The sequence below is a fragment of the Sphingomonas sp. genome, assembly GCF_050725575.1.
Lineage (GTDB): Bacteria > Pseudomonadota > Alphaproteobacteria > Sphingomonadales > Sphingomonadaceae > Sphingomonas.
On record NZ_JBOHHW010000031.1, the window covers coordinates 14,310 to 39,333 of the forward strand.

The following is a 25,024-nucleotide window of genomic DNA, read 5'->3' on the forward strand; positions in this document are numbered from 1 at the left end:
CGCGCCTATCACGCGCCGGGTATCATCGCAACATATGGTCATGCCGCCCCGGCAAACAATGCGTCGGCCTCGCCCCGGGTCGGGACAGAGCGAAGCACGAAGCTGCTGCTGATCGTGTTCACGCCCGGCAGCCGGCCGAGATGTTCGCGGTGCATGCGCTCATAATCGTCAAGATCGCGGCACACGATCTTCAGCCGGTAGTCCTGCGCGCCGGAGACCAGGGCGCATTCGACGATGCCGTCGATCGCCGCCACCGCGCGTTCGAACTGAGCGAGATCCTCCTCGACCTGTGTGCCGAGTGTGATGTCGACCAGCGCGGTGACGCGAAAGCCGAGCCGGCGGTGGCCGAGATGCGCGCCATAGCCAAGGATATGCCCTGACGCCTCGAGCGCCTGGATGCGCCGCGTGCAGGCCGATTGCGACAGGCCGACCTGCGCCGCGATGCTGCTGACCGATGCGCGCGCATCCGCGGCGAGCAATTGCAGGATTGCCGAGTCTATCCGGTTAAGTTGCATGATTTCCGCTCAATCGGCCGAACATTCCGGCGATATATGCAATCACACCCCGTTTCACCATAGTAATTTGCAGAGATTTGAGGCCGCAAACGCGGTATCATGCGCCATCACAACTCGATCTGGAGAGTTTCGCCATGCGCGTCGGTGTCCCCAAAGAAATCAAGAATCACGAATATCGTGTCGGCCTGACGCCGCCATCGGTCTCGGAACTGACTGCTCTCGGCCATAGCGTCGTGGTGCAGACCGGTGCCGGCCTCGGCATCGATTTCGAAGACCAGGACTATATCGACGCCGGCGCGACGATCCTGCCCGACGCCGCCAGCGTGTTCGCGCAGTCGGACATGATCGTGAAGGTGAAGGAACCGCAGCCGAGCGAAATCGCGCTGCTCGAATCGCGCCACCTGCTTTTCACCTATCTCCACCTCGCCGCCGACAAGGCGCAGGCCGAAGGGCTGATCAAGTCCGGCGCGACCTGCATCGCCTATGAAACGGTCACCGCCAATGACCGCTCGCTGCCCCTGCTCAAGCCGATGTCGGAAGTCGCCGGCCGCATGTCGATCCAGGTCGGCGCGCATTATCTCGAAAAGGAACAGGGCGGCCGCGGCGTGCTGCTCGGTGGCGTGCCCGGCGTGGCCCCTGCCCGGGTCGCGATCCTTGGCGGCGGCGTCTCCGGCGTCAACGCAGCGCAGATGGCGGTCGGCATGCGCGCCGACGTGACGATCTACGACATTTCGAACGCCCGCCTTGCCGAACTCGACATGTTCTTCTCGAGCCAGATCAAGACGGCTTACGCCTCCAAGGCAGCGATCGCCTCGGCGGTGAAGAATGCGCATCTGGTGATCGGTGCGGTGCTGGTGCCCGGCGCCGCTGCGCCGAAGCTGGTCACGCGCGAGATGCTCAAGACGATGAAGCGCGGATCAGTGCTGGTCGATATCGCGATCGACCAGGGCGGCTGCTTCGAAACCAGCCATGCGACGACGCATGACGATCCGGTGTTCGAAGTCGATGGCGTGATCCATTACTGCGTCGCCAACATGCCGGGCGCGGTCGCGCGCACCAGCACCTTCGCGCTCAACAATGCCACCCTGCCCTTCGTGCTGAAGCTGGCGAGCCTTGGCGCGGAAAAGGCGATGGCCGCCGATCCGCACCTCGCCAATGGCCTGAACGTGTCGAACGGCAAGATCCGCCACCAGGCGGTCGCCGACGCGCTCGACCTACCGTTCGAGGCATGGAGCGCCTGATATCCCGGCCTGACTCGGGGCTCCCGCCTGTAGGGAGCCCCGGGATCGCGGAACCTGCTCCCGAACCTAAAGGTATCGAGCACCATATCGGACGCGCGCATCGTGGCCCTGACAATGGACCAGATTGCGCTCCCGTTATTGAAAAACAGGACGGAACAGGAGCGATAGCAGGAGCCGGTTTGATCGAAACAGGCGCTGGCGCCCGACGCTTCACGGCCATGAGAAAGAGCATGATTTACGCGCCGGTTTATATCCGGCGAGCGATGGCATGCCCGATCCTGCATGATGGTTGAATCGTCGCAGGGCGACAGGATTTCGGGCGCGCGTGCAGGAGATATGGGACACCGGATGTGCCATATCTTTTTCGCTGCCGCATAAGGTGAAACCCATATTTATTCATTAAATATCAGATACTTATCTGATAATTAGACTTCGAGCGGACTGAACGCGGCGCAGCGGCCCTTACCCAGCGTCCCTGCCTGAAACTCAGCGTGGCGCGGTCTGATCCGCGTCCGCCAGCAGGCGATCGAGCAGCGCCAGGCGATAGGCCAGTTCCGGCCGATAGGAGATCTTCTCGGGCGTCAGAGCCAGAGCACGAGCCCAATAGGGTCGCGCCTGAGCGAAATTGCCCGCACGAATATAGGCGAGTCCGGTGAAAAAGGGCGGCGCCGGGTGCTTCGGGGCGAGTCGTGCGGCCTGGGCAAAGGCGAACAGCGCAGTGGGGGACACCTGCCCGCCATCATGCAGCGCGAGAGTGGTGCCAAGGCCGGTCCAGAGCGCAAGGCTGTCTGGATAACGGCGCAGGCCGCCGAGAATGGCGCGCACCGCGCTTTCAGTATCACCAACCCGGGTCATGCCGTCCGCCGCGGTCAGATAGGCCGTATCGGCACGCAATCGCCCGACCATCGATTCGCGCAACTCGACCAGGCCGGGATCGACCGCGATCGGCCGCGCATTCGCTTCGACCGGCGAGCCCGCCAGCAAGGGCCGGCCCTGCAGCGCATAGCCGGCGGCGCCGAGCACCAGCGCCGATCCGATGAACGACCAGAGGTCGCGCGAGACGCCGATGCGCCACAGCAGCAGCGCCGCACTGCCGGCAATCGCGGCAAGGATCACCCAGCCCATCAGCCGCGCCGCCGCTTGAACGATCCGCGTGCAAGCCACGCGCCGATCGCCAACAGCACCAGCGGCATCAGCCACAGCGGCGCGGTCACGGCACTGAGCGGCGGATCATAGGTCACATAATCGCCGTAGCGCGAGATCAGCCATTTGCGGACTTGCTCGGGACTTTCGCCCGCGGCGATACGGCGGCGCACCAGCGAACGCATGTCGCCCGCCATATCCGCGTCGCTGTCGGAAATGGCCTGTCCCTGGCACACCAGGCAGCGCAAGGTCGCCATCAACGCCCGGGCCTGGGCTTCCTTGGCCGGATCCTTGAGTTGGGTGTTGGCAAGCGATGCTGGCGGCAAGGCGCTGTCGGCCAATGCCGGTGTGGCGACAAGCAGTGCCAGTACCGCAAAAACCGTCATCCAGAGCTTTTTGATGAAGGCTTCCCCGGCGGGATATATGGTCGCGGATCGCGTCACTTCGCCGACTGCAGCGCGGCGAGAATTTCGGGGATATCGTCGGCGCGGATATCGCCGACATGCTGCTTCACGACGCGCCCATGGCCATCGACAATAAAGGTTTCCGGCACGCCCGACGAGCCGAGCGCCAGTTGCACCGAACTCTCCGCATCATTGCCGATACGCTGATAGGGATCGCCGTTGCGTTTCAGAAAGGCCTGGATCGCCGGCGCCGAATCGTGGATCGCGATGGCGTCGATCGGCACGCCCATCTGCTTGAGCTTCATCAGTTGCGGTGCCTCGGCGATGCACGGCACGCACCAGCTGGCGAAGACGTTGAGCAAACGAGGCTGGCCCTGATTGAACACCGCACTGCCAAGACCCGGCTTGTCGGGCACCATCGCGGGCAGCGAGAAGGTCGGCAGCTTCTGGCCGACCAGCGCCGAGCGCACCGTGCGATCGGCGGGCAGGCGCAGACCGCTCGCGACGACTGCGAACAGCAAGGCGAACCCCATCAGCGGCAGCCAGATTACCGCGCGCTTCATGCATAGGCCTCCCGCAACAGCACCTGACGTTCGCGGCGCACGCGCCCGAACAGCGATAATGCCCCGCCGAGCGCGATCAGCGCGCCACCGAACCAGATAAAGGTTACGAACGGTTTCCACCACAGCCGAAGCTGCCGGCGCCCCTGCCCGTCCGCCGCACCGAGCACGGTGTAAAGCTGGCCGTCGAGCCGCGTCGCGATCGCCGATTCACTCGTCACGGTTGGAGGGGATGAGAAGAAGCGCGATTGCGGATGAAGGACGAACGGCGTGCCGTCTTCCCCACGCCGGATCGTCAACTGCGCCTGCAATGCCGACCAGTTCGACCCGATCACCGGGCTGATGCCGTCGAGCGTCACGCGATACGGCCCGACCTTGTACGGCTGGCCGACACGCGCCGCGACCAGGGTTTCCTTGGTGAAGGCGCTGTCGCAGGCCATGCCGGCCAGGCTCACCGCGATACCGAGATGGGCGAGGACCATGCCCCAGGTGAACAAGGGGGTGCGGCGCAGATTGCGCTTCCACAAGGGCGCGACGCTGGCCACCGCCAGCCCCGCCGCCAGCCCGAGCCCGAGCATCGGCAGGATCGCGATCCCTCCGGTGACCATGAAGACCGCCGCCCAGGTGAAACAGGTCGCCGCGATCGGGCCGAGCATGCGCGACAGGATCAGCCCACCCTCATCGCGCCGCCAGCGCATCAGCGGCCCTGCAGCCATGAACGCGACAAGAGCCAGGGCGATCGGCCCGGCGGTCTTGTCGAAAAAGGGCGGGCCGACCGACAATTGCGTGCCCATCGATGCCGCCACGATCGGATAGAGCGTGCCGATCAGCACGATGCCGAGAATCACCGAAAGCAGTAGGTTATTGGCGACCAGCGCGCCCTCACGGCTGACCAGCTCGAACGTCCGTCCCTGATGCACTGTACCGACGCGCGCGCCGAACAACGCCAATGCCCCGCCGATATAGATGACCAGCAGCGCCAGAATGAAGCTGCCGCGTTCGGGATCGACCGCAAAGGCATGGACGCTGGTCAGGATGCCGGAGCGCACCAGGAACGTGCCGACCATCGACATCGAAAAGGCGACCACCGCCAGCATCACCGTCCAGGCGCGCAAGCCGTCGCGCGTCGCCAGCACCGTCACCGAATGGAGCAGCGCCGTCGCCGCGAGCCACGGCATCAGCGAAGCATTTTCGACCGGATCCCAGAACCACCAGCCGCCCCAGCCAAGCTCATAATAAGCCCAGTAGGAACCGGCCGTAATGCCAAGCGTCAGGAAGATCCATGCCGCCAGGATCCAGGGCCGCATCGCCCGTGCAAAGGCCGGACCGACGTCGCGCGTGATCAGCGCCCCGACCGCGAAGGAAAAGGCGACCGAGATACCGACATAGCCGATGTAGAGTGTCGGCGGGTGGAACGCCAAGCCGGGGTCCTGCAGCAACGGATTGAGCCCTGCCCCATCGGGCGCGGCCGGACTCAATCTTGTGAACGGATTGGAGGAAAAGAGCAGAAAGGCATAGAAACCAAGGGCAATCGCCGCCTGCGCGCCAAGTGTTGCGATCAGAGTCGGCTTGTTCAGCCGATCCTCGAAAATCGCGATCGCGCCGCCCGCCAGCCCCAATATCGTGACCCAGAGCAGCATCGATCCCTCATGATTGCCCCAGGCGCCGGCGAATTTGTACAGCCATGGCTTGGCCGAATGGCTGTTCTCCGCGACCAGCAGCACTGACATGTCGGAGCGCATGAATACGGCGATCAGCAAGCCCATCGCCAGCGTGGTCAGCAGCCCCTGCACGATTGCCACGGGCCGCACCGCCGCCATGACGTCATCGCGCTGCTTGGCGATGCCGACCGCCGCCATGATCAGCTGCAACGCCGCCAGCGCCGCCGCCATCCATAATGCTGCCAACCCCCCTTCAGCGATCATGGCTTGAGCGACTTGGTCTCGTGCATCTTGCCGTCACGAGTCTGGGCGACCTGCGGCGGCATGTAGCGTTCGTCATGCTTGGCCAGCAGGTTGGTCGCGGTGAAGCTGCCATCGGCATTGAAGCTGCCTTCAGCGACGACACCCGAGGCTTCCTTGAACAGATCCGGCGTGATGCCACTGAAACTGACCGGCACGGCAGCGGCGCCGTCAGTGACGATGAACCGGATCGACACGCCGTCCGCCTGGCGCTTGATCGACCCCTTTTCGACCATGCCGCCGAGCCGCACCGCACGACCGAGCGGCGGCCCCGCCTTGGCGACATCCGACGGCGCGTAAAAGAAAGCGGCCTGATCCTTGAGCGCCGACAAAGCGAGCCCGCTCGCGCCGGCAATCGCCACCACCGCAAGCAATACGAGCATCAGCCGTTGATGCTTTGCTTTCATGATTGGGCTTTCATGGCTGGTCGGCCCTAGGTCGTTCCGCCTTGCGCATCGCACGCCAGCTGCCCAGCGCCAGCGCAAAGGCCGCGGCGAAGGTCACCGTATAGGCTGCAATGACAAAGGGCCACGGATTCATCAGCTTGCCATCCGGCGCATCCGCGCCTCCGCCTTGGCGGTCGCCAGCATGGTGCGCATGCGCATCAGGACGATCGCGCCGAAGAACAGGGTGAAGCCAAGCAGCATCAGCGGCAGCGGCCACAGGATGCTGCCATCGATCTTCGAACTGGTCAGGCCGATGCTCTGGCCCTGGTGCAGTGTATTCCACCACACCACCGAATAGCGGATGATCGGCAGCAGGACCGATCCGGCGACGCCGTAGATCGCCGGGATCCGCCCATCACCGCCGCGATCGGCATCGGCGCGCGCCAGCGCCATATAGCCGAGATAGACGAAGAACAGCAGCAGCATCGAGGTCAGCCGGCCGTCCCATTGCCACCAGGTACCCCAGGTCGGGCGTCCCCAGATCGACCCGGTCATCAGGCACAAAGCGGTGAACACCGCGCCGGGCAACGCGATCGCCCGCGCGGCGACCCCGGCAAGCGGATGGCGCCAGACCAGGAACATGATGCTCGACACCGCGATCCCGCTCCATCCGGCCATGCCGAGCCAGGCGCTCGGCACATGGATGTAGAGGATGCGGACGGTCTCGCCCTGCAGGTAATCGGGCGGGGTCACCAGCAGCCCGGCCCAGGTGCCGAGCAAGATCAGCCCGAGCCCGCCCCAGAACAGGAAGGGCGTCAGCGGACGCGCAAGCTTCAGGAAGCGGGCGGGATTGGCAAAGGCATGAAGGGAGGCCACGATGGCTCGCGGTCTAAAGGGGATCGGAGCGTTACTCAACAGGCCGAAAGAGCCATTACCGAGTGACCAGCACAGCCCGATCGCCCGATCGATCAGCCGCGCCCGATCAGCCGCTTGGCGATCATGTCCGCCACGTCCGACGCCGGGGCGCCGCTGCGGTCGCTTTCGTCCCACACTTCGACCAGTCGCTCGGGGATCCGGGCAATGCGTGCGTTGACCTCGGCCTCGTCACCCTGGCCGAGATATTCGAGCCCGACATTGATGATGCCGCCGGCGTTGATGACATAATCGGGCGCGTAGAGGACGCCGCGCGCCGCCAGCCGGGCCCCGTCTTCGCGCGTGGCGAGCTGATTGTTCGCGCCGCCGGCAATCACCGTCGTCTGCAATGCGGCGATCGACTCTTCGGTCAGGATCGCGCCGAGTGCGTTGGGGCTGACGATATCGGCCTTCAGGCCGAGAATCGCATCAGTCGCGGCGACCTCCGCACCCAGTTCAGCCGCCAGCGCCCTGGCGCGGTCGTTGTTCACGTCCGCCAGGGTCAGGCGTGCGCCATCACGGGCGAGCAATTTGGCGAGGCCGCCACCGACGCTGCCGACGCCCTGGATCGCGACATGCACGTCCTTCATCGAGTCGGCGCGGAGCCCGCGCTTCGCCGCTGCCTTGACGCCGAGATAGACGCCGTGCGCGGTATAGGGGCCGGGATCGCCGCCTGCGCTGCCGGCCGCGACCGGCAAGCCGGAGACATGGCGAGTCATCGTCGCGATGGTCTTCATGCTCGCTTCGGACATGCCGACATCCTCGGCCGTCACATAGCGCCCGCCGAGCGAGTCGACCGCGCGGCCAAATGCCTCGAGCTGTGCCGTGCTGATCGTGTCGCCAGGCTTCGCTGCGAGCACCACGCCCTTGCCGCCGCCCATCGGCAGGCCGGCCATGGCGTTCTTGAAGCTCATGCCGCGCGACAGGCGCAGCGCGTCGGTGATGGCACGGTCGCTATCGGCATAATGCCAGAAGCGCACCCCGCCCGCAGCCGGGCCGAGATTGGTCGAATGGACGGCGATGACCGCCTGGAGGCCGGACTTCGCGTCCGTGAACAAATGGACGCCCTCATGGTCGTCGAAATCGGGAAAACCCCAGGTGCTCATGATCATCCTTCGGCCGATGTGACACGGCCCGATACGCCATCCGGCGCGCAAATGAATAAATGGGGCGACCGACGGGACTTGAACCCGCAACATCCGGCATCACAAGCCGACGCTCTAACCAATTGAACTACGATCGCCGCAGAGCCAGCGCCCCTAGCGGGCCAGACGGGCCAGCGTCAAGATTAGCGTGCAGTCAAAACGTCGGGAGCGTGTTCAGAATCTGCCCTCGATCGCGAGCGTATAGCCATTGGCATCCGGCTGGAACCCGCTCAGCACCAGTTTCGGCACCGCTGCGGGGTCGGCGGGCTGCACCGACAGTTCAGCGCGGAATCGGCCGGTGGCCCAGAGCCGCAGCGCGACGTTTTCGGTCCCGGACTGGCTCGCCAACGGCAGCAACAGCGCACCCGAGTCGCATTTCGCCGTGCCGGAAAGGCTCTGGGTCAGCGCGATACCCGCGAGATCGCCGTTCAGCGTCGCGCGAACGCGGCCTTCGGCACGCTCGCAGGTGCCGTCCTTGAAGCGCACGCTGACATCGTCGAGGTTGATCGCCGAGACAGGCACCGGCGCGAACACATTGCCCGCCGCAAGCGTCGCAGTCATGTCGTCCAGCCCCATGCTGTGACGGCTGACCCCGATCGCACCACGGAGTGCGCGGTCCGATTCGCGCCCGTCAAGCCCGACCCGGGCACGGCCGACGAGCAATTGCACTGGCGACAGCCCGGCGCGCAGGTCGCCCAGTTCCAGGTCGCCGAACTGCGCACCGCTCAGCGATCCCCACCAGACGCTGCCCGTCACGCTGCGCGCCGCGAGCCCGGTTTCGCCGAGCCCGAACCAGCCAAGCACCAGCCGCATCGGCATGAACGCGACCAGCGCGATCACGAACGCGGCACCGAACAGCGCGGTCGGGCCGGTGGTCAGGCGAATACGCCTCATTGTCCCCGCACCTTCAAGGTAATGTCCGCCGCCACCGTCTGATCGCCATTGTTGGTCAGGTTGAGCGAATCGACCAGGATTCCCGCCAGTTCGAGATCGGAGATCCAGCCGAGCAAGGGGCCCGGCTTTGCCGCGGCGATGTTGATCTGCACCCGGTCGCCGCCCTGCACCGTGACATTGGCGAGCGGGAAGCCGGCATTGTTGGCGCGGTCGCGGATGATCGTGTCGAGCGGCGCACCGAGCGGCGCGGGCCGATCCTGCTGCAGCGATTTCAGCGCCGCGAGCCGCGCTTCCGTCTCGGCAACGCGAATCACCGCACCGGCATGGCGTTCGCGCGCCGAGGACAGCCCGTCGGTGATCGGCCGGATGATCACGAGCCAGACCAGAGTCAGCGCAGCGAGGGCCGCCATCACGACGAGCAGGCGCTTTTCGCGCAACGACCGCTCGACGAACCAGCTGTTGAAAGCGGCAATCATCGTGGCGACACCTTCAATTGCCCCGAAACCCGGCCATTGGCCGCCTCGAATGTCGCGGCCGGGACGACAAAACCCTGCGCCACGAGCCGGCTCCGGACATCGGCGGCGGCGGCTTCGCGATCCGCCGAGATGGTCGCACGGACATCGCCATTCGCATCGAACGCCAGCGCGGTCAGTTCCGCGCCCGGCACCGAGCGCACCGCGGAGGAAACCGCCGCTGCAGTACGGGTGAACCCAAGACCACCGCCGCGCAGCCGCGACAGGCGTTCGTCAAGCTGGCGGTCGGCATTGTTGACCGTCTCGCCGCGCGGCAGACCCTGGCGAGCGAGCGTATCGGCGCGCTGCTCCAGCGCATCGGCGGCGAGGCTGTATTTGATGATCGACACGATCGTGATGAACAGGGTGACGGCGAGGATCGCGACCGACAGCCAGCCGAGCCGCCGGATCAGTGCCCAGTCAAGCGCGAGCTTGCGCCGCCGCGCGAACATGCCCTGACGCAGGTCGAGCGCCGGCGATGCCACAGCCGCGACGATCGCCGCCTCCAGCTCGTCGCGGCCAAGCGTTGCAGGGGCCGTGCCGCCGGTCACCAGTTCGGTCAGCCGCGCCTCATCGGCAAAGCCGCTGGTCGCACCGCGCACCACGCCTTCGCCACCGAGATCGGCACGGACATACCCCTCTTCCGGACGCGGCAGCAGCATCGGTGCGGGCAGCAGCATCGCCGGATCGACCCCGTTCGCGGCAAGCGCGGCCAGCCAGTGATGCATCTGCGACACCGACACGACACCGATCGGCCGTTCGGCATGATCGTCCTCGCGCCCGACCGCGACATGCAGGTCGGCGATCGGCGACGCGCTGGCATCCGCCGCCAGCATCCGCGCCGCGGTGACCGACTGCGCGGCCGAGCGATCGGGCAGCTCGGCCCAGTGCAAGGTGACCGAATCGGCCGGGGCGATCGCCACCGGCGGCGGCGCGTCCGGATCCATGTCCTTGGGAAATCCCTCGCCGCGCGCCTTCACCACATCATCGGCAATGCGCAGCCAGCGCCACGACGCGCTGGGCGCGGGCAGGAACAGGACCAGCGTGTCGCTCATGACCGCTCACCCCCCAGCGTGTCATTCATGACCGCTCACCCCATTGCCGCGACACCAGCCGCGCCGGCAGTGTCGTCGCATCGATCGTCGATTGCTGTTCCAATTCCGCCCCGCCCAAGGTCACATCCACATCGAGCGCGAACCAGTGCGTCGTAACCGCGGTTTGAGCAAGCGCATCCGGCGACGGCGTAATCGCGGTCAGTGACGGTAGTTTCCAAAAGGCCACAGTGCTCTCATAGCCCTGGGGCGGCCGCTTCAGCAGCAATTGCCTCGCGCCCTCGACGCTCAATGTTTCGGGCAGCAGCATGGCGAAGAGCGGCGCCTGTTCCGGCAACAATGTGTTGATGTTGATCGTCGAAGGCTTGGCGATCGGCAGGGTGCAGAGCCAAGGGCGGATCTTGGCGTAGATTTCAGGCGTGACCCCCGATACGGCGCGCAGCTCGCTCGGATCGGCCATCAGCGTGTTGGCGGTGCGATAGGGCGTCGCCGCGCCGAGATAGGTGGAGTCCTCCGCCCCGGCCGGCAGCGGGTAGGTGTCGCTGTCGATCCAGTCGGACGCGGCGTCGGCGATCGGCACGGCAAGCTGCGCCGGCACGCCGACCAGCCGCATCAATCGCGCGAACTGCAAGCGGGCGGGCGTATAGGCAGCATAGATTCGTGGCTCGGTTTCGACGACCAGGCCATTGAGATTGAAGCAATTGCCCCCGTCACGAACACGCGCGGTGGCCATGCCGCCAGGCACCGGCAGCGGGAACGGTTTTCCGCTCCAGCCGCCCGCCAGCGTCACCCGCGCCGCATCGCGCCCGAGCAGGTCGGTGACCTTGGCCAGTGCCAGCGTTTCGGCGGCATAGGCATAGGCGCGCGCCTGCTCGGTCGCCGCGGCATTGCCCGAAAGCCGGGTCGCCAGGCGCAGCTTCTCCAGCGCGGTCGCGGCGAGGACCGAGATGACCGCGACCAACAGTAGCACGGTCAGCAATGCCGCGCCGCGTTCAGAAATACGCCCGGGGCCGCGCTCAGCCGCCATTGCCGGTCTCCAGCCCCTTGGGTGCATAGCCGGCCCCAACCAGGAAGAGCTGGCGGAACTCGGTGCCGTTGCCGCGGACGAGCCGCATTTCGACCACTTGCGGGAGCGGCGCCCTGGCGCTGCCCTGCCAGACATCGCTCCAGGCGCCGTCAATGCGATAGCGCAGCGACACCTGGCGCACATCGCTCAGCAACACCGCGGGAGCCAGTGGTTCCGCACCGTCGAGCATCGGGTAGGAAATGCGTTCGATATTGCCGTCGGAGAGGCGATATTCGACTTTCTGGTCGCTCGCGCGGCGTGCGCGATCGAGATTGCTCCAGCCGCCGCGCACGAGACGCAGCATCGGTGTGGTTCCCGAGCCGGATTCGCCGGTAAACGCGGGCAGCACATCGCCGGCCTCGTTGCGCGTGGTGCGGAACGACGCCTGGGCGAAATCGGCCGACAGCGCCGATGACAGTCGGCTCAGCGCGCCGACATCGTCGAGCCGCGCCCCGGTCACGCCCTGCGCTCGCACGCTGAAGGACAGCAAGGCGACCCCGGCCGAGGCGAGCATGCCGAAGATCAGCAAGGAGATCATCAGCTCGACCAGCGTGAAGCCGTGTTCGGCGAAACGCCTCACGGGCGTGAAGCCGTGTTCGGCGGAACGCCGCAAAAACGTGAAGCCGTGTTCGGCGAAACGCCTCATGACGGTTTCCCCGGCAGCGTCGCCGGCCGCACCACGGTCAGCCGCCCCTGCACCTGCCCCGCCGCATCGGCGACCGACACGTCGATGCGCAGGATGCGCGTGTCGCCGGTCGGGCGAGTCACGCGCGTCCAGCCCCAGCTGCGGCCGCCATTCTGTTCGATACCGCGCGCCTGGCCGATCGCTGGCGGGCGGGCATCGCTCAAAGCCTCGATCGCGACGTTGCGCGCGACCATTTGCGCGGTCAGCGCCGAATCGAGCATGCCCGCACCGCGGATCGTCGCGCCTTCCAGACGGATCAGCGCCAGCGCCGCGAGGCTGAACACCGCGAGCGCCACCATCATCTCGATCAGCGTGAAGCCGTATTCGGCGGTACGGCGCATGTCAGCCATCGACTTTGACCGACCCATTGGCGCCGATCCGCACGATCGTGCTTTCGCCGTCGCGGGTCAGGCGGACATCGAACGAACGGTCCGCCATGCCGGTCGAATCGAACACGACCCGGTCGCGATCGGCGGTCAATACGGGCGTGACGCCCTCGGCCCAGCGCGCCACCCTGAACGGCTTCTCGCTGATCGGCTGCCAGGTGCCGCGGCTGCGCGTGTCGAAGCCATAGCCACCGCCGGAGACCCAGATGCTCACCGGCCGCGCATCGACGATCGCCGAATCGTGCGCGGCGCGGGCGCGGGCCGCGAAACGCGCCGCATCGTCAATCAACCGGCCGCGCGGATCGGGGATTGCCAGCACGACGACAGCCGATGCCAGCCCGATGATCGTGATGACGATCATCAGCTCCACAAGCGTGAAGCCGTGTTCGGCGAAACGCCTCACGGGCGTGAAGCCGTGTTCGGCGGAACGCCTCAAGAGAGTGCTCCTCGGCGCGTCACATCACTGCCAGCTGCCGATATCGGCATCCGCGCCCTCGCCGCCTTCCTTGCCGTCAGCGCCATAGGTCCAGATATCGGCCTCGCCATGCGTGCCCGGGGAGGCGTAAAGATAGGGGCGGCCCCAGGGATCGTCCTGCAGCTTCTTGATATAGCCGCCCTTCTGATAGCGTGACGGATCGGCGAGATCGGCCGGCGCGTTGAGCAGCGCCGCCAGCCCCTGCGATGTGGTCGGATAGACCGACAGGTTGAGCTTGTAGAGTTCGAGACCATTCTCGATCGTTGCGATATCGGCCTTGGCCTTTCCCGATTTGGCGCGCTCGCCCTGCGGGATCACGTTGATCGCGACGATCGTCGCGAGCAGGCCGAGAATGACGATCACCACCATCAGTTCCACCAGCGTGAAGCCGTGTTCGGCGGAACGCCTCGCGGGCGTGAGTGCCCCTTCGTTGCGGCGCTTGCGGCGAGCGATTTTCGGATCGGTAGTCATGATAGTCCTCATTGTCCGGGCCTCATTGTCCCGCCAGGGTATTGAGCTGCAGGATCGGCAGCAGGATCGATAGCACGATCGTCGCGACGATGCCGCCCATGATGACGATGATCGCGGGCTCAAGCAGCGACAAAGCGGTCGCGGTAAAGCGGTCGAATTCGCGCTCGAGATAGTCCGCGGCGCGCTCGAGCATCTCGTCGAGCTTTCCCGCCGATTCGCCCGATGCGGCAAGATAGGTCAGCAACGGCGGAAAGACGCCGGCGCGGCGCATCGCCGCCGACAGGCTGCCGCCGCCGCGGATCGATTCGACGATCTCGTCCGACGCGGCGCGCAGGCGGCGATTGTGGATCGTGCCGGCAGTCAGGGTGAGCCCTTCGAGCAGCGGCAGGCGGCTGGCGACCATGGTGGCGAGTGTGCGTGCCATGCGCGCCGCGTGGAGATCGCGTAGCAGCCGGCCAAGCAGTGGAATGCGCAACAGCCAGCCATCGAACGCGAGCCGGATCGACGGTTGCTTGAGCGCCTGCCAGCAGATCAGGCCGATCGCCGCGACGGCAAGCAGCATCGCCCACCAATAGCCGACCAGCAGGTCCGACAGGCCAATGACGATGCGGGTGAGCAACGGGAGCTGCTGGCCGACATTATCGAACTGCTCGACCACCTGCGGCACGACAAAGGCCATCAGGGCCGTCACCACACCCATCGCCACCACCGCGAGGACGGTCGGATAGGCCAAAGTGGTGACGATCTTGCCGCTGATCTCGGCCTGGCGTTCGAGCAGGATCGACAGGCGGTCGAGAATGGTCGGCAGCGAGCCCGATCGCTCGCCCGCCGCGACCATCGCGCGGTAGAGCGGCGGGAAGCTTTTCGGCTCGCGCCCCATCGCCTCGGCCAGCCGCCGCCCCTCCATCACCCCGGCATGGACGCTGGCGACGATCGTGCGGACTGATTCCTGTTCGGTCTGGCGGGTGATGGTGCGGAGCGATTCCTCCAGCGGCGATACCTGATTAAGCGTCGCGAGCTGGCGCGTGAACAATGTGAGCTGCTTCACGCTCATCTTGCGCCGACCGAGGCGAAAGCCGGTGACCAACGGCTTGCCGCGCGCCGGGCCGCCGCTGCCCGCCTCGATCTTCACGACATAGAGACGCTTGCGGTCGAGCCGGTCGCGCGCATCATCGATCGAGTCGGCGGCGATATGCCCGCGCACCTCGCGACCGGCCGTGTCGATCACCAGATAGTCGAAATCAGGCATTGCCGTCCGCGTCGATCACCAGCGGCGCCTCGACGTCGGCCATGTCGCGGCGCGAGACGCGCACCGCTTCCTCCGGGGTGGTCAGCCCGTCGCGGACCAGCTGCCGCGCTGCCGAACCGAGATTGGGTGCATTGATGAAGGCGTGACGCGCAATGATCGCTTCGTCGCCGCCATCGTTGATCAGGCGGCGGATCGTCTCGTCGATACGGATCGCCTCGAACACGCCGATCCGGCCCTTGAAACCGGTGCCGTTGCACTCGTCGCAGCCGACCGGTTCATAGACGATCGCGCCGGGGTCGAAGCCAAGCAGTGCGGAGACCGAGCCTTGCGCCTGGACCGGCTTGCGGCAGGCCTGGCACAGCCGCCGCACCAGTCGCTGCGCAATCACTGCGCGCAGGGTCGAGGCAAGCAGGAACGGCTCGATCTTCATGTCGCGCATGCGCGTGATCGCGCCGACCGCATCATTGGTGTGGACGGTCGAAAGCACGAGATGCCCGGTGAGCGACGCCTGGACCGCGATCTCGGCGGTTTCCTTGTCGCGAATTTCGCCGACCATCACGACGTCGGGATCCTGGCGCAGGATCGCGCGCAGGCCGGCGGCGAAGGTCAGGCCGACCTTGGGATTGACCTGAGTCTGGCCGATCCCTTCCATGGCATATTCGACCGGATCCTCGACCGTCAGGATGTTGCGGCTGCCGTCGTTGAGCAGGCGAAGTGCGGCGTACAGCGTGGTGGTCTTGCCCGACCCGGTCGGCCCGGTGACCAGGATGATGCCATTGGGTTCGGAGATTGCGCCTTTCAGCATGGTGTTGATCGCTGGGGTCATGCCGAGCACGTCGAGCGTGATCCCGGCATTTTCCTTGTCGAGGATACGCAGCACGACGCGCTCGCCCGCGCGGCTCGGCAAGGTCGAGACGCGCACGTCGAGCAGCTTGCCGGCAAGCGTCAGGCCGATGCGCCCGTCCTGCGGCACGCGGCGCTCGGCAATGTCGAGCCGCGCCATCACCTTGACGCGGCTGACGATGACCGGGGCGACATGCGGCGGCATGCGCAGCGTTTCGCGCAGCACGCCGTCGATGCGCATGCGCACGACCAGGCCGGTTTCATAGGGCTCGATATGGATATCCGACACGCCGTTGCGCGCGGCGTCGGCGATGATCCCGTTGATCAGGCGAATCGCGGGCGCATCGTCGGCGGTATCGAGCAGATCGTCGGCGGTCGGCATATCGCCCGCCAGAATGTCGAGTTCGTCACCAAGACCCAGCGTTCCCGCCGCGACCGCCGCCGCCTGCCCGTCCATCGCATACGCGTCGGACAGCTTGCGATCGAATTCCTCGGCGCTGACGAATCCGACATCGAAGGGCCGCGCGAGATGCCGCCTGAGCTCGAGCAGGACGCGCGGATCGGCGCCTTCGCGCATTGAGATTGCCAGATGATCGCCGCCATCCGGCTCGAGCACGACGCCGAAACGCCGCGCAAAGCCATAGGGAATGGCGACCATCGCCGATGGCGGGATAAAGGCTTCGGGCAGTTCGACCGGCGCATCGGCCGCCGGCTCGACCTCGTCGCCGCGCGCGATGTGCATCACCGTTCCCCCTGCGGCTTCAGGGGTTTGGTCGAGTTGCGCATGATCGGCACGGTGATGCGCGGATCCTCGATATTGCCCGGCGTCGGCGATGAGGGGATCGGCGGTGCGGCGCCCATATAGTCACGCACCAGCTCGTCGATGCTCGGCTCCTGGTTCGGCGCCTGCCCCGCCTGTTGCAGGCGCAGATAGCCATAGCGTTGCTCGGTCACGCGCCGCGTATCCTCCGGCGTGCGCAGCACGGTCGGCCGGATGAAGATCATCAAATTGGTCTTGGTGCGTTGCTTCGCCTTGGAGCGGAACAGGGCACCGATCCCCGGCAGATCGCCGAGCAGCGGGATTTTCTCGATCGTGCGGCGTTCATCGTCGCTGAGCAGCCCGCCGATGATCGCGATCTGGCCGTCATCGACCGTCAGCGTCGTTTCCACTTCGCGCTTGTTGAGGATCAGGTCGCTATTGTCGCTCGACACCGGCCCGGCGATCGAGCTGACCTGCTGGTGCAGGAACAGCTTGATCGTGCCGCTTGAATTCACCTGCGGCCGCACTTCGAGCTGAATGCCGACATTTTCACGCTGCACAGTGCGGAAGGCATTGTCGAAATTGGTCGACAGCTGCTGGCCGGTGGTGATCGGAATTTCCTGACCGACCAGGATTCGCGCCGGCTGATTGTCGAGCGTGGTCAGCGACGGTGCCTGAAGCAGGTTCGAGGTGGTATCGGATTTCACCGCATTGATGATCGATCCGAAAATCGCATTCTTGCCGATATTGAACGCGCCGCCGCCAAAACCACCAGTCGCGCCGAGGATCGAATTGATCGCCGACTGGGCGAGCGAATCGCTGACCGCGCTGTTGGTCGATGTCGTGACGGTCGTGCCGTTGACCGTGGTGGTGGTGGTGTTGAGCTGACGCGCACCGACCGCACCGGCAATGGTCAGCAAATTTGGCGCCGAGTTGCTGAAGCTGGTGGCGAAGGTCGGCACACCGCTGCCGGGCAGGCCGGCGAGCAGGAACTGCACGCCGAGCTTGTTGGCGGTCGCATCCGACACTTCGGCAACAATCGCCTCGACCAGCACCTGCTCGCGTCGCGTATCGAGTTGCCGCACCACCTCGTTCAGCTGGCGCTGCACCTCGGCCGGCGCGGCGATGACAATCGCATTGGCCCCGGCAAAGCGCGTAATGACCGACGCGGTGCGACCGCCCTCGGCGACGATCGCGGCCTCGCCCGTGCCCCCGCCTGCAGCCGGAGCTGATTGTTGCTGCCGGGGTGGCTCGGCATTGCTGTTGTTGTTCTGCCCGTTCGCCGCGGTGCCGCCGAAATTCGAGCGCGACAAGGTATTGGTATTGTTCGACGTCGGCTGAGTCGGTGTCTGGCCGACAAGCTGTTGCAGCACTGGCAGCAATTGCTCCGCATCGGCATTTTCGAGGAAGATGACGCGAATTTCGGTGCCGTTCTTCGCTCGCTTGTCGAGGTCCTCCGCCACACTGGCAAGCCGCGCAACGGTGGCGCCGTCGCCGCGCAACGCAACCGAGTTGGAGCTGGTGATGGCGACAACCGTCGCGCTGGGGCCGGTCGCGGCCCCTTGTCCACCCTGCCCGCCGGTGCCAATCAGCGCCTGCAACGCGCTGGCGATCTCACGTGCGCCGGCATTTTTCAGCGCAACGACGCGGGTCGCGGCATTGTCCGTATCGATCTGGCGCAGCACCTCGCGGACGCGCCGGACATTGTCGGCGAAATCGACCACGACGATCGAATTGCCGCCGCGATTGGCGGTGACCGATCCTTGCGGGCTGACCAGTGCGCGTACCGTCTCCACCGCCGAGGCCGAATCGATCGAGCGCAAGCGGATCACCTCGGTCACGAAGCTGTTGCGTGACGCACCGCGCGATCCCACCCGGCTCGGCTGCGAGGCCGCATTGTCGATCGGCTGTACGCGCAGCGCGCCGTTCGAGGTCGGCACTGCGACCAGACCGTTGGCGCGCAGGGTCGACAGGAAGACCTCGAAATATTCCGAGCGGCTGAGCGGGCGATCCGTCACCACCGTCACCTTGCCCTGCACACGGTTGTCGATGATGAAGGTGCGCCCTGTCACCTTGGCGGCATCGGCGATGAACGCGCGGATATCGGCATCGCGAACGTTCAATGTGGTTTGCGCAACAATCGGCCCGGCGAGCAGGCACGCGAGAACGGGTGCGAGGATCAGTTTTTTCATTGGCTCGCTATCGAGATGACAAGAGGAATGGTGGTGTTGCCGCGTTCGACGGTCAGCGGCAAATTGCCCCCGCCGGCGAACTGCCCGGCAATGCGTTCGATATCGCCCTGACCGGTGACCGCGCGGCCGCCGATCGCGGTGACGATGTCCCCGTCGCGCAGATTGGCGGCACGAAACGCTGCGCCCGACCCTTGCGAGCGCACGACCAGGCCCGTCACGCGACCGCCATCGACGCGAGGGATAAAGCCGATATCCGACTGGACCTGGGCGAAGGTCGTGACGCGAGACCCGATCGCGCCGGGCGCAGCGGCCGGGCCCGGACCATTGCCGGCCGCGGGGCCGGCCGGGGCGACGGTCTCGACCGACCCCGACTGATCGAGAAACAGGTCCTCCTCCGCACCGCCACGGTCGATCGTGATATGGTCGAACGCGACCGACTTCAGCCTAACGCCAGGCATGATCTCACCACCGACAGCAATGCTTTGCTGCACGCCGTCGGGACCGGCGACGATCGCCGAGCCGCCGCCGACCGCTTCGTCGATCCGCGTGCCGAACAGGGTGATCTGCAACGAGGTGACCACCGCCGGCTTGCCGTCACCGCCCGCGCTCAGCCGGAAAAAGGGATCGAACCCGCGCAGGATCGCTGCGGGTGAGCCAATGGTGCCGGGTTCGGCCGGCCGCCAGTTCCCGAGCGGACCAACTGGGGTGACGATCACCCACAAGAGCCGCGCGCACTGCACCGCCAGCACCACGAGCAGCAAAAGCTCGAGCGCCGAATAGACATTGGTGCGCGGGAGCCGCCGAAGGATACGGCGCGCGCGGGCGTCGAGTGCGAGGCGCATTGAGAGAATCCCCCGGGGTCGCGCAGGTGCTAAGCGGCCAGTGTTACAGTCACACGGCACAAGTGTGAACCTTTTGCGACAATCCCAATGTCGACGGCCGATCGGTGACCGGCAACGCTCGCGATTGCGGAAATCTCTGTGGGTCCGGCATCCGGCGGCGCCCAAGGTCGGCCATTTCAGTTAATAATCTGATATATAATGAATTATTCTAGAACCCACCATGACGGCAACGAAGAGATATGGGACACGACTGGTGTCCGATATCTCCCGCCGCCCTTCCCCACAGTCCTCTCACTGGCGGCGATTCAGCCAAGACGCGGGATCGGGCAGGCCATCGTCGGAGCATCGGCCATCGTCGGAGAGTGCCTGCCATTTTATTATGTGCGACAACGGGAGCCGCACAACGTCGGAAATTCCATCGTCGTGCATCCTTGTGGAGAGCAAGTGAGGTTGAGGAAGGCTGATCGGCTTTGACGCAGAGTCGGGCGGAAATCGTGGCATGGGTGGCGGGCAATATCATCCCGCACGAGGGAGCCCTGCGCGCCCGCTTGCGGCGCATGGCGGCATCGTCCTGGGAGATCGACGATATCGTGCAGGATGCTTATCTCAACATCGCCCGGCTAAAGAGCGTCGCGCATATTCGCGATGGCCGGGCCTATCTGTTCACCACCGCCCGGATGGCGATGCTCCAGCGGATCCGGCGCGACCGAATCGTGCGCATCGACAGCTTGACCGAGATGCAGGCAATGGCGCTCGAAGACGAGGCTCCCGACCCTGAGCGCCGTGTGGGCGCGCGGCGTGAGCTCGAACGGATCCGGCAACTGATCGACGCGCTGCCCGCGCGCTGCCGCGAAATCTTCGAGCTGCGGCGGATCGAAGGGGTGCCGCAACGCGAGATCGCGGCGCGACTGGGAATTGCCGAACATAGCGTCGAACAACAGGCGACACGCGGATTGAAGCTGATCCTGAAGGCACTGGCGGCGGACGGCGCTACTGAAACGCCCTTTTCGGGAACGCAGGGTGAAAAAGCGGAGGGCAATCATGGCAATGGATGAGGACGGCGCGGCGCGCTGGGCCATCCGTCGCGATACCGGCCCGCTTGCCGCCCACGAACAGGCTGAACTCGACCTGTGGCTCGCCGCCGATGAGCGCCGCGAAGGTGCGCTGCTGCGCGCCGAAGCGGCATTGGTCTATCTCGATCGCGGTCGCGCCTTGGCGGGTCAGGCGCCCGATCCGGAAGAAATCGCCACCGAAGAGTCCTCCAATGCGCGACTGTTCAGCCGGCGCAAGCTGGTCGGCGGCGGCGCCTTGATTGCCGCTGCCGTTGCCGGGATCGGCGGCGGGCTGCTCTGGCCAGCCGGCGAAAGCTTCACCACCACGATCGGCGAAGTCCGGCGCCTGTCGCTCGCCGACGGGTCCGTCGCCACGATCAACACGGCAAGCCGGTTGACCGTGGCGATGGCGAAACAGGCGCGGCGGATCACACTCGATGACGGCGAGGCCTGGTTCGAGGTCGCGCACGACAAGGCACGGCCCTTCCTGGTGTCGGCGGGTGACGTCCATGTCCGCGCCGTGGGCACGGCCTTTTCGGTGCGCCGCCACGCCGATGGCGTCGATATTCTGGTGACCCAGGGTGTCGTCGAGACCTGGACCGGAGACGACAATACCACACCGACCCGGCTGAGCGGTGGGGAGCGCGCGTTCGTGGCCGACGCCACCGCACAGATCGTCGCGGTTCCGGCAGGCGCGGAAATCGAACGCGCGCTGGCCTGGCGCAGCGGCGGTCTGGCGTTGAACGGCGAGCCGCTGGATTATGCCGTGGCGGAACTCAATCGCTATAATCGCCGCAAGCTGATCATTGACGATCCGGTGCTGGGCCGCACGCCGATCGTCGGCTATTTCAAGGTCGATGATCCCGACAGGTTCATGCGATCGGTGGCAGTGCTGCTCGACGCACGCATCACGGCGTCGGGCGGCGATATTCATATTGCGCCGAAAGGTAGCTGATTTTTTTCACGCCGGGCATCGGAAACGCATCGCCCGGGCATCCTGATCAATAACGAAGGCGCACAAGCGTCTTCACGATCAGGAGGGGACTTTCATGCGGGGATTTGCTGTTCCGGGATTCCGTGCCGGCGCCATGACGGGCGCTGCGGCGATCGCTATGGCGACGGTGGCCATGCCGGCCCATGCGCAAACGCGCAGCTTCGATCTGGCCGCGCAACCGGCCGCCACCGGCCTGCCCGCCTTTGCCAAACAGGCGGGGATCGAAATCATCGCCGACGGCAACAGCGTCCGTGACAAGCGCACCAACGCGGTCCGCGGGACCATGACGGTGGCGGCCGCACTGCAACGGCTTCTGGCCGGCACTGGCCTGACGGTGAGCGAGGACCAGGGACAGACCGGCGTCGTGATCATCCGCGCGGCAGTGCAGGCCGAGGCAGAACACGACAATCCCGGCCCTGACATCATCGTCACGGCGCAGAAGCGCGAGGAGAAAATCCAGGACGTGCCGATCGCGATCACGGTATTCACGGCCAAGACGCTCGACGAACAGAAGATCGAAGGCGGCAGCGAATTGCTGCGCGGTACGCCCAACGTCAATTTCTCCAAGACCAATTTCGCGAGCTATAATTTCTCCATTCGCGGCATTGGCACCAAGGCGCTGTCGGTGACCACCGATCCGGCCGTGGCGATCAGCTTCAACTCAATGCCGTTGGTCCGCAACCGGCTGTTCGAGCAGGAATATTTCGACGTCGAGCGGATCGAGGTGCTGCGTGGGCCGCAAGGCACGCTCTATGGCCGCAATGCGACGGCGGGCGTGGTCAACATGATCCCGATCCTGGCCGATCCTGGCCGGTTCACCGGCAGCCTGAAGCTCGAAGCGGGCAATTACGGCACAATGCGCGCCAGTGGTATGCTCAACGTGCCGATCACCGATACGCTGGCGGTGCGCGTCGCCGGCGCCCGGACGCAGCGCGACGGCTATGACTTCAACACCGTCACCAACCGCGACGTCAACGACCGCAATCTATGGTCGACGCGCGGGTCGATCACCTGGAAGCCGGACAGCGGTTTCAAGGCGAGCCTGGTATGGGAACATTTCCAGGAAAAGGACCGCCGCTCGCGGACGGGCAAGCAGCTCTGCCACCGCGATCCTTCGCCGACACAGGTCGGCGGGGTCGACATGCTCCCCCAGAATGGCGGATTTTTCAGCCAAGGCTGCAAACCGGGATCACTCTATGACGATGCCGCGTTCGGCGTGCCCAATGGCGCCAGCCTGCCCAATGTCATCGCCGCCAGCGTCGGCATCTCGGGCGCCGTGGGTTTCAGGGAGAATTATCAGGGCGTCTTTGTCATTCCCTACGCCACCGACCCCTTTTCCGCGGTTGTGCAATCGCGCGATCTGCGCAAGATCGCGACCACCTATGATCCGCAGTTCCGCGCCAAAAATGACGTGGTACAACTCAATTTCGATGTCGAAATCGATCCGGGCCTGAAACTGGTGTCGCAGACCGGCTGGACGCGGGACAATTATTACTCGACCCAGGATTATAGCCGCTTCCAGTCGATCCCGGTCTTCACCGATACATCGCAGGGCGGCATCTACGGGCTCGATCCCGACGGCAATTTCATTCCTGCCTATAATCTGCTTCCCGGCGGGGTCTTTTGCGATCCCCAGCTCGGTTGCTCCAACGGGTATCTCTCCGCCGATCTCAATCGTTCCAAAAGCCGGCAATGGTCGCAGGAATTCCGCTTGCAATCGTCATTCGACGGGCCGCTCAACTTCAATTTCGGGGTCAATTATCTCGATTTCAAAATCGATGAGGATTATTTCGTCTTCAACAATACGTTCACGGTGGCGGGAATGATATTGTTCAATCGAACCGGCTATACCGGCTCATCGTTCATATCGGCCTGCGCGCCCGGGCAGACCACGGTCCCCAACCCCGGCGATGCCGGAACATGTCTTTATATTGATCCCAATCCGATCGATCAGATCAATGGCGAAGGACATAACTATTTTCGCAGCCGCAATGTTGCCCATACCAAATCCTATGCCGGGTTCGGCGAACTGTACTGGCAAGCAAGTGACACGCTGAAAGTCACCGCCGGGTTGCGTTATACCCGCGATATAAAGACCACCACGCCCTATCCGAGCCAGTTGTTGCTGACGCCCGGTTGGGTCGGCGGTGGTTATGTCAATAGCGGCTATCCGGCGCTGCCCGATATCGAGCAGAAATGGGGCGCGCTGACCGGCCGGTTCGTGGTCGACTGGAAACCGCAGCTGTCATTCACCGACGACAGCCTGTTCTATGCTTCCTATTCGCGCGGCTACAAGGCGGGCGGCACCAATTCGCCGGGGATCGGTACGAACCAGGAATTTCTGGGATTCTTCCAGGTCGATCCGCGTTTCCGGCCGGAATATGTCAACGCTTTCGAGATCGGCAGCAAGAACACACTCGCGGGTGGCAAGCTGCAATTGAACGCCACCGCCTTTTTCTACGACTACAAGGACTATCAAGTCTCGCAGATCATCGACCGGGGCACCCGGAACGAGAATTACAATGCCAAGACCTGGGGATTGGAGTTCGAAACGATCTGGCGTCCGACGCGACGGCTGAGTTTCAACGCCAATCTCGGTCTGCTGGATACAAGGATCGGCGACGGGATGAAGTCGATCGATGTGATGGACCGCCTTCAGGGTCATGACGATTGGATATTGATCAAGCCCTGGCTGCAACAAGCGTCCAATTGCGTCGCACCCAGGGCGCTGGTGGTGCCGTATCTGCAAACCCTATTGAATGATCACGACCCGTCCAATCCGACCACCTCAGCACAGATAACCGGCTTTTGTCCCTTTGGCGGCGTGCTCCTCGGTGGCCCGGGCGTCGACTATGATCCCTTTACCTATACCGATGTCGGCCAGAACCAGGGTCAAGGCTTCGCCGCCGATATCTCCGGTAACGAGTTGCCCAATGCGCCGCACTGGACGGTCAATGTCGGCGCTCAGTACACCATCCCGATCGATACGTGGAACGTGACCCTGCGCGGCGATTATTACCGCCAGGGCAAGAGCTGGGCGCGGGTCTATAATGCGGTCAATGACCGGCTGCGGTCATGGGGTAATGCCAATCTGGCGATCACCGTCGAACGGCCAGACTCCGCCCTGACCTTCCAGCTTTACGTCAAGAATCTGCTCGACGACACGCCGATTACCGACGCCTTCATCAACAGCGACGACAGCGGCCTGACCACCAACGTCTTCACGCTCGACCCGCGCATCATCGGCTTCAGCGTGGCGAAGAAGTTCTGAGTTCCGGCTGGCC

Annotated in this window: 25 protein-coding genes and 1 tRNA gene; 4 read left to right on the top strand and 22 right to left on the bottom strand. The window is 65.0% G+C overall.

The genetic code is table 11. The features are described 5' to 3' along the window. Nucleotides 1–38 precede the first annotated feature (38 nt). On the bottom strand, nt 39–515 hold the full coding sequence (locus ACRECS_RS18370; protein ID WP_431584392.1) for an Lrp/AsnC family transcriptional regulator: 477 nt from the start codon (nt 513–515) through the stop codon (nt 39–41). A 134-nt stretch (nt 516–649) separates the two neighbouring features. Here ACRECS_RS18370 and ald point away from each other — a divergent pair, with 134 nt between their 5' ends. Beyond that, entirely contained in the window at nt 650–1,756 is a 1,107-nt protein-coding gene (ald, locus tag ACRECS_RS18375) for an alanine dehydrogenase (protein WP_431584393.1), read from the top strand. A gap of 486 nt (nt 1,757–2,242) precedes the next feature. Here the strand turns inward: ald and ACRECS_RS18380 are convergent, their stop codons facing one another. From ACRECS_RS18380 to ACRECS_RS18480, 21 genes are all read right to left on the bottom strand, one after another. Continuing rightward, nucleotides 2,243–2,920 (bottom strand): tetratricopeptide repeat protein, encoded by a 678-nt coding sequence (locus ACRECS_RS18380; RefSeq protein ID WP_431584394.1) that lies wholly within the window; start codon nt 2,918–2,920, stop codon nt 2,243–2,245. Further along, on the bottom strand, nt 2,881–3,285 hold the full coding sequence (locus ACRECS_RS18385; protein WP_431584395.1) for a cytochrome c-type biogenesis protein: 405 nt from the start codon (nt 3,283–3,285) through the stop codon (nt 2,881–2,883). The genes ACRECS_RS18380 and ACRECS_RS18385 overlap by 40 nt, the downstream gene beginning before the upstream one ends. Before the next feature lie 53 nt (nt 3,286–3,338). Beyond that, nucleotides 3,339–3,866, bottom strand: coding sequence for a redoxin family protein (locus tag ACRECS_RS18390; protein WP_431584396.1), 528 nt, complete (start codon nt 3,864–3,866; stop codon nt 3,339–3,341). Then, nucleotides 3,863–5,788 carry a heme lyase CcmF/NrfE family subunit gene (locus tag ACRECS_RS18395; RefSeq protein WP_431584397.1) on the bottom strand — a complete coding sequence of 642 codons (1,926 nt, stop codon included), beginning with the start codon at nt 5,786–5,788 and terminating at the stop codon, nt 3,863–3,865. The genes ACRECS_RS18390 and ACRECS_RS18395 overlap by 4 nt, the downstream gene beginning before the upstream one ends. Beyond that, complete coding sequence (gene ccmE, locus ACRECS_RS18400; protein WP_431584398.1) at nt 5,785–6,231, bottom strand: cytochrome c maturation protein CcmE; 447 nt, start codon at nt 6,229–6,231, stop codon at nt 5,785–5,787. The genes ACRECS_RS18395 and ccmE overlap by 4 nt, the downstream gene beginning before the upstream one ends. A gap of 10 nt (nt 6,232–6,241) precedes the next feature. Next, nucleotides 6,242–6,364, bottom strand: coding sequence for a hypothetical protein (locus ACRECS_RS18405; protein WP_431584399.1), 123 nt, complete (start codon nt 6,362–6,364; stop codon nt 6,242–6,244). Continuing rightward, nucleotides 6,364–7,086: a heme ABC transporter permease CcmC gene (gene ccmC / locus ACRECS_RS18410; RefSeq protein WP_431584400.1), complete on the bottom strand. Its 723-nt coding sequence runs from the start codon at nt 7,084–7,086 to the stop codon at nt 6,364–6,366. Before ccmC ends, ACRECS_RS18405 begins: the two co-directional genes overlap by 1 nt. 92 nt (nt 7,087–7,178) lie before the next feature. Continuing rightward, a complete protein-coding gene (locus tag ACRECS_RS18415) occupies nt 7,179–8,228 on the bottom strand; it encodes a Glu/Leu/Phe/Val family dehydrogenase (protein ID WP_431584401.1) in 1,050 nt (349 codons plus the stop codon). A gap of 60 nt (nt 8,229–8,288) precedes the next feature. Further along, nucleotides 8,289–8,365 (bottom strand) — tRNA-His (locus tag ACRECS_RS18420). A gap of 76 nt (nt 8,366–8,441) precedes the next feature. Continuing rightward, nucleotides 8,442–9,161 (bottom strand): type II secretion system protein N, encoded by a 720-nt coding sequence (gene gspN, locus ACRECS_RS18425; RefSeq protein WP_431584402.1) that lies wholly within the window; start codon nt 9,159–9,161, stop codon nt 8,442–8,444. Then, nucleotides 9,158–9,637: a type II secretion system protein GspM gene (gspM, locus tag ACRECS_RS18430; RefSeq protein WP_431584403.1), complete on the bottom strand. Its 480-nt coding sequence runs from the start codon at nt 9,635–9,637 to the stop codon at nt 9,158–9,160. Before gspM ends, gspN begins: the two co-directional genes overlap by 4 nt. Next, nucleotides 9,634–10,728 carry a type II secretion system protein GspL gene (gspL, locus tag ACRECS_RS18435; RefSeq protein WP_431584404.1) on the bottom strand — a complete coding sequence of 365 codons (1,095 nt, stop codon included), beginning with the start codon at nt 10,726–10,728 and terminating at the stop codon, nt 9,634–9,636. Before gspL ends, gspM begins: the two co-directional genes overlap by 4 nt. A 25-nt stretch (nt 10,729–10,753) precedes the next feature. Next, a complete protein-coding gene (gene gspK / locus ACRECS_RS18440; RefSeq protein WP_431584405.1) occupies nt 10,754–11,752 on the bottom strand; it encodes a type II secretion system minor pseudopilin GspK in 999 nt (332 codons plus the stop codon). Next, nucleotides 11,742–12,437 carry a type II secretion system minor pseudopilin GspJ gene (gene gspJ, locus ACRECS_RS18445; RefSeq protein WP_431584406.1) on the bottom strand — a complete coding sequence of 232 codons (696 nt, stop codon included), beginning with the start codon at nt 12,435–12,437 and terminating at the stop codon, nt 11,742–11,744. The genes gspK and gspJ overlap by 11 nt, the downstream gene beginning before the upstream one ends. Beyond that, a complete protein-coding gene (gspI, locus tag ACRECS_RS18450; RefSeq protein WP_431584407.1) occupies nt 12,434–12,826 on the bottom strand; it encodes a type II secretion system minor pseudopilin GspI in 393 nt (130 codons plus the stop codon). The genes gspJ and gspI overlap by 4 nt, the downstream gene beginning before the upstream one ends. Beyond that, nucleotides 12,819–13,298, bottom strand: coding sequence for a type II secretion system protein (locus ACRECS_RS18455; protein ID WP_431584408.1), 480 nt, complete (start codon nt 13,296–13,298; stop codon nt 12,819–12,821). Before ACRECS_RS18455 ends, gspI begins: the two co-directional genes overlap by 8 nt. 24 nt (nt 13,299–13,322) lie before the next feature. Continuing rightward, nucleotides 13,323–13,808 (bottom strand): type II secretion system major pseudopilin GspG, encoded by a 486-nt coding sequence (gspG, locus tag ACRECS_RS18460; RefSeq protein WP_431584409.1) that lies wholly within the window; start codon nt 13,806–13,808, stop codon nt 13,323–13,325. 22 nt (nt 13,809–13,830) lie between these two features. Further along, nucleotides 13,831–15,057, bottom strand: a complete 1,227-nt coding sequence (gene gspF, locus ACRECS_RS18465) for a type II secretion system inner membrane protein GspF (protein WP_431584410.1) — start codon at nt 15,055–15,057, stop codon at nt 13,831–13,833. Beyond that, entirely contained in the window at nt 15,050–16,642 is a 1,593-nt protein-coding gene (locus ACRECS_RS18470) for a GspE/PulE family protein (RefSeq protein WP_431584411.1), read from the bottom strand. Before ACRECS_RS18470 ends, gspF begins: the two co-directional genes overlap by 8 nt. After that, the gene (gene gspD, locus ACRECS_RS18475; RefSeq protein ID WP_431584412.1) at nt 16,642–18,852 is read right to left on the bottom strand and encodes a type II secretion system secretin GspD; all 2,211 of its coding nucleotides are present in this window, start codon (nt 18,850–18,852) and stop codon (nt 16,642–16,644) included. Before gspD ends, ACRECS_RS18470 begins: the two co-directional genes overlap by 1 nt. Continuing rightward, nucleotides 18,849–19,694 (bottom strand): type II secretion system protein N, encoded by an 846-nt coding sequence (locus ACRECS_RS18480; RefSeq protein WP_431584413.1) that lies wholly within the window; start codon nt 19,692–19,694, stop codon nt 18,849–18,851. Before ACRECS_RS18480 ends, gspD begins: the two co-directional genes overlap by 4 nt. Nucleotides 19,695–20,188: 494 nt before the next feature. Between ACRECS_RS18480 and ACRECS_RS18485 the strand changes: the two genes are divergently transcribed. From ACRECS_RS18485 to ACRECS_RS18495, 3 genes are all read left to right on the top strand, one after another. Further along, on the top strand, nt 20,189–20,749 hold the full coding sequence (locus ACRECS_RS18485; protein ID WP_431584414.1) for an RNA polymerase sigma factor: 561 nt from the start codon (nt 20,189–20,191) through the stop codon (nt 20,747–20,749). Beyond that, a complete protein-coding gene (locus tag ACRECS_RS18490; protein ID WP_431584415.1) occupies nt 20,736–21,701 on the top strand; it encodes a FecR family protein in 966 nt (321 codons plus the stop codon). The genes ACRECS_RS18485 and ACRECS_RS18490 overlap by 14 nt, the downstream gene beginning before the upstream one ends. A gap of 94 nt (nt 21,702–21,795) precedes the next feature. Next, nucleotides 21,796–25,011: a TonB-dependent receptor domain-containing protein gene (locus tag ACRECS_RS18495; RefSeq protein ID WP_431584416.1), complete on the top strand. Its 3,216-nt coding sequence runs from the start codon at nt 21,796–21,798 to the stop codon at nt 25,009–25,011. Nucleotides 25,012–25,024 lie beyond the last annotated feature (13 nt).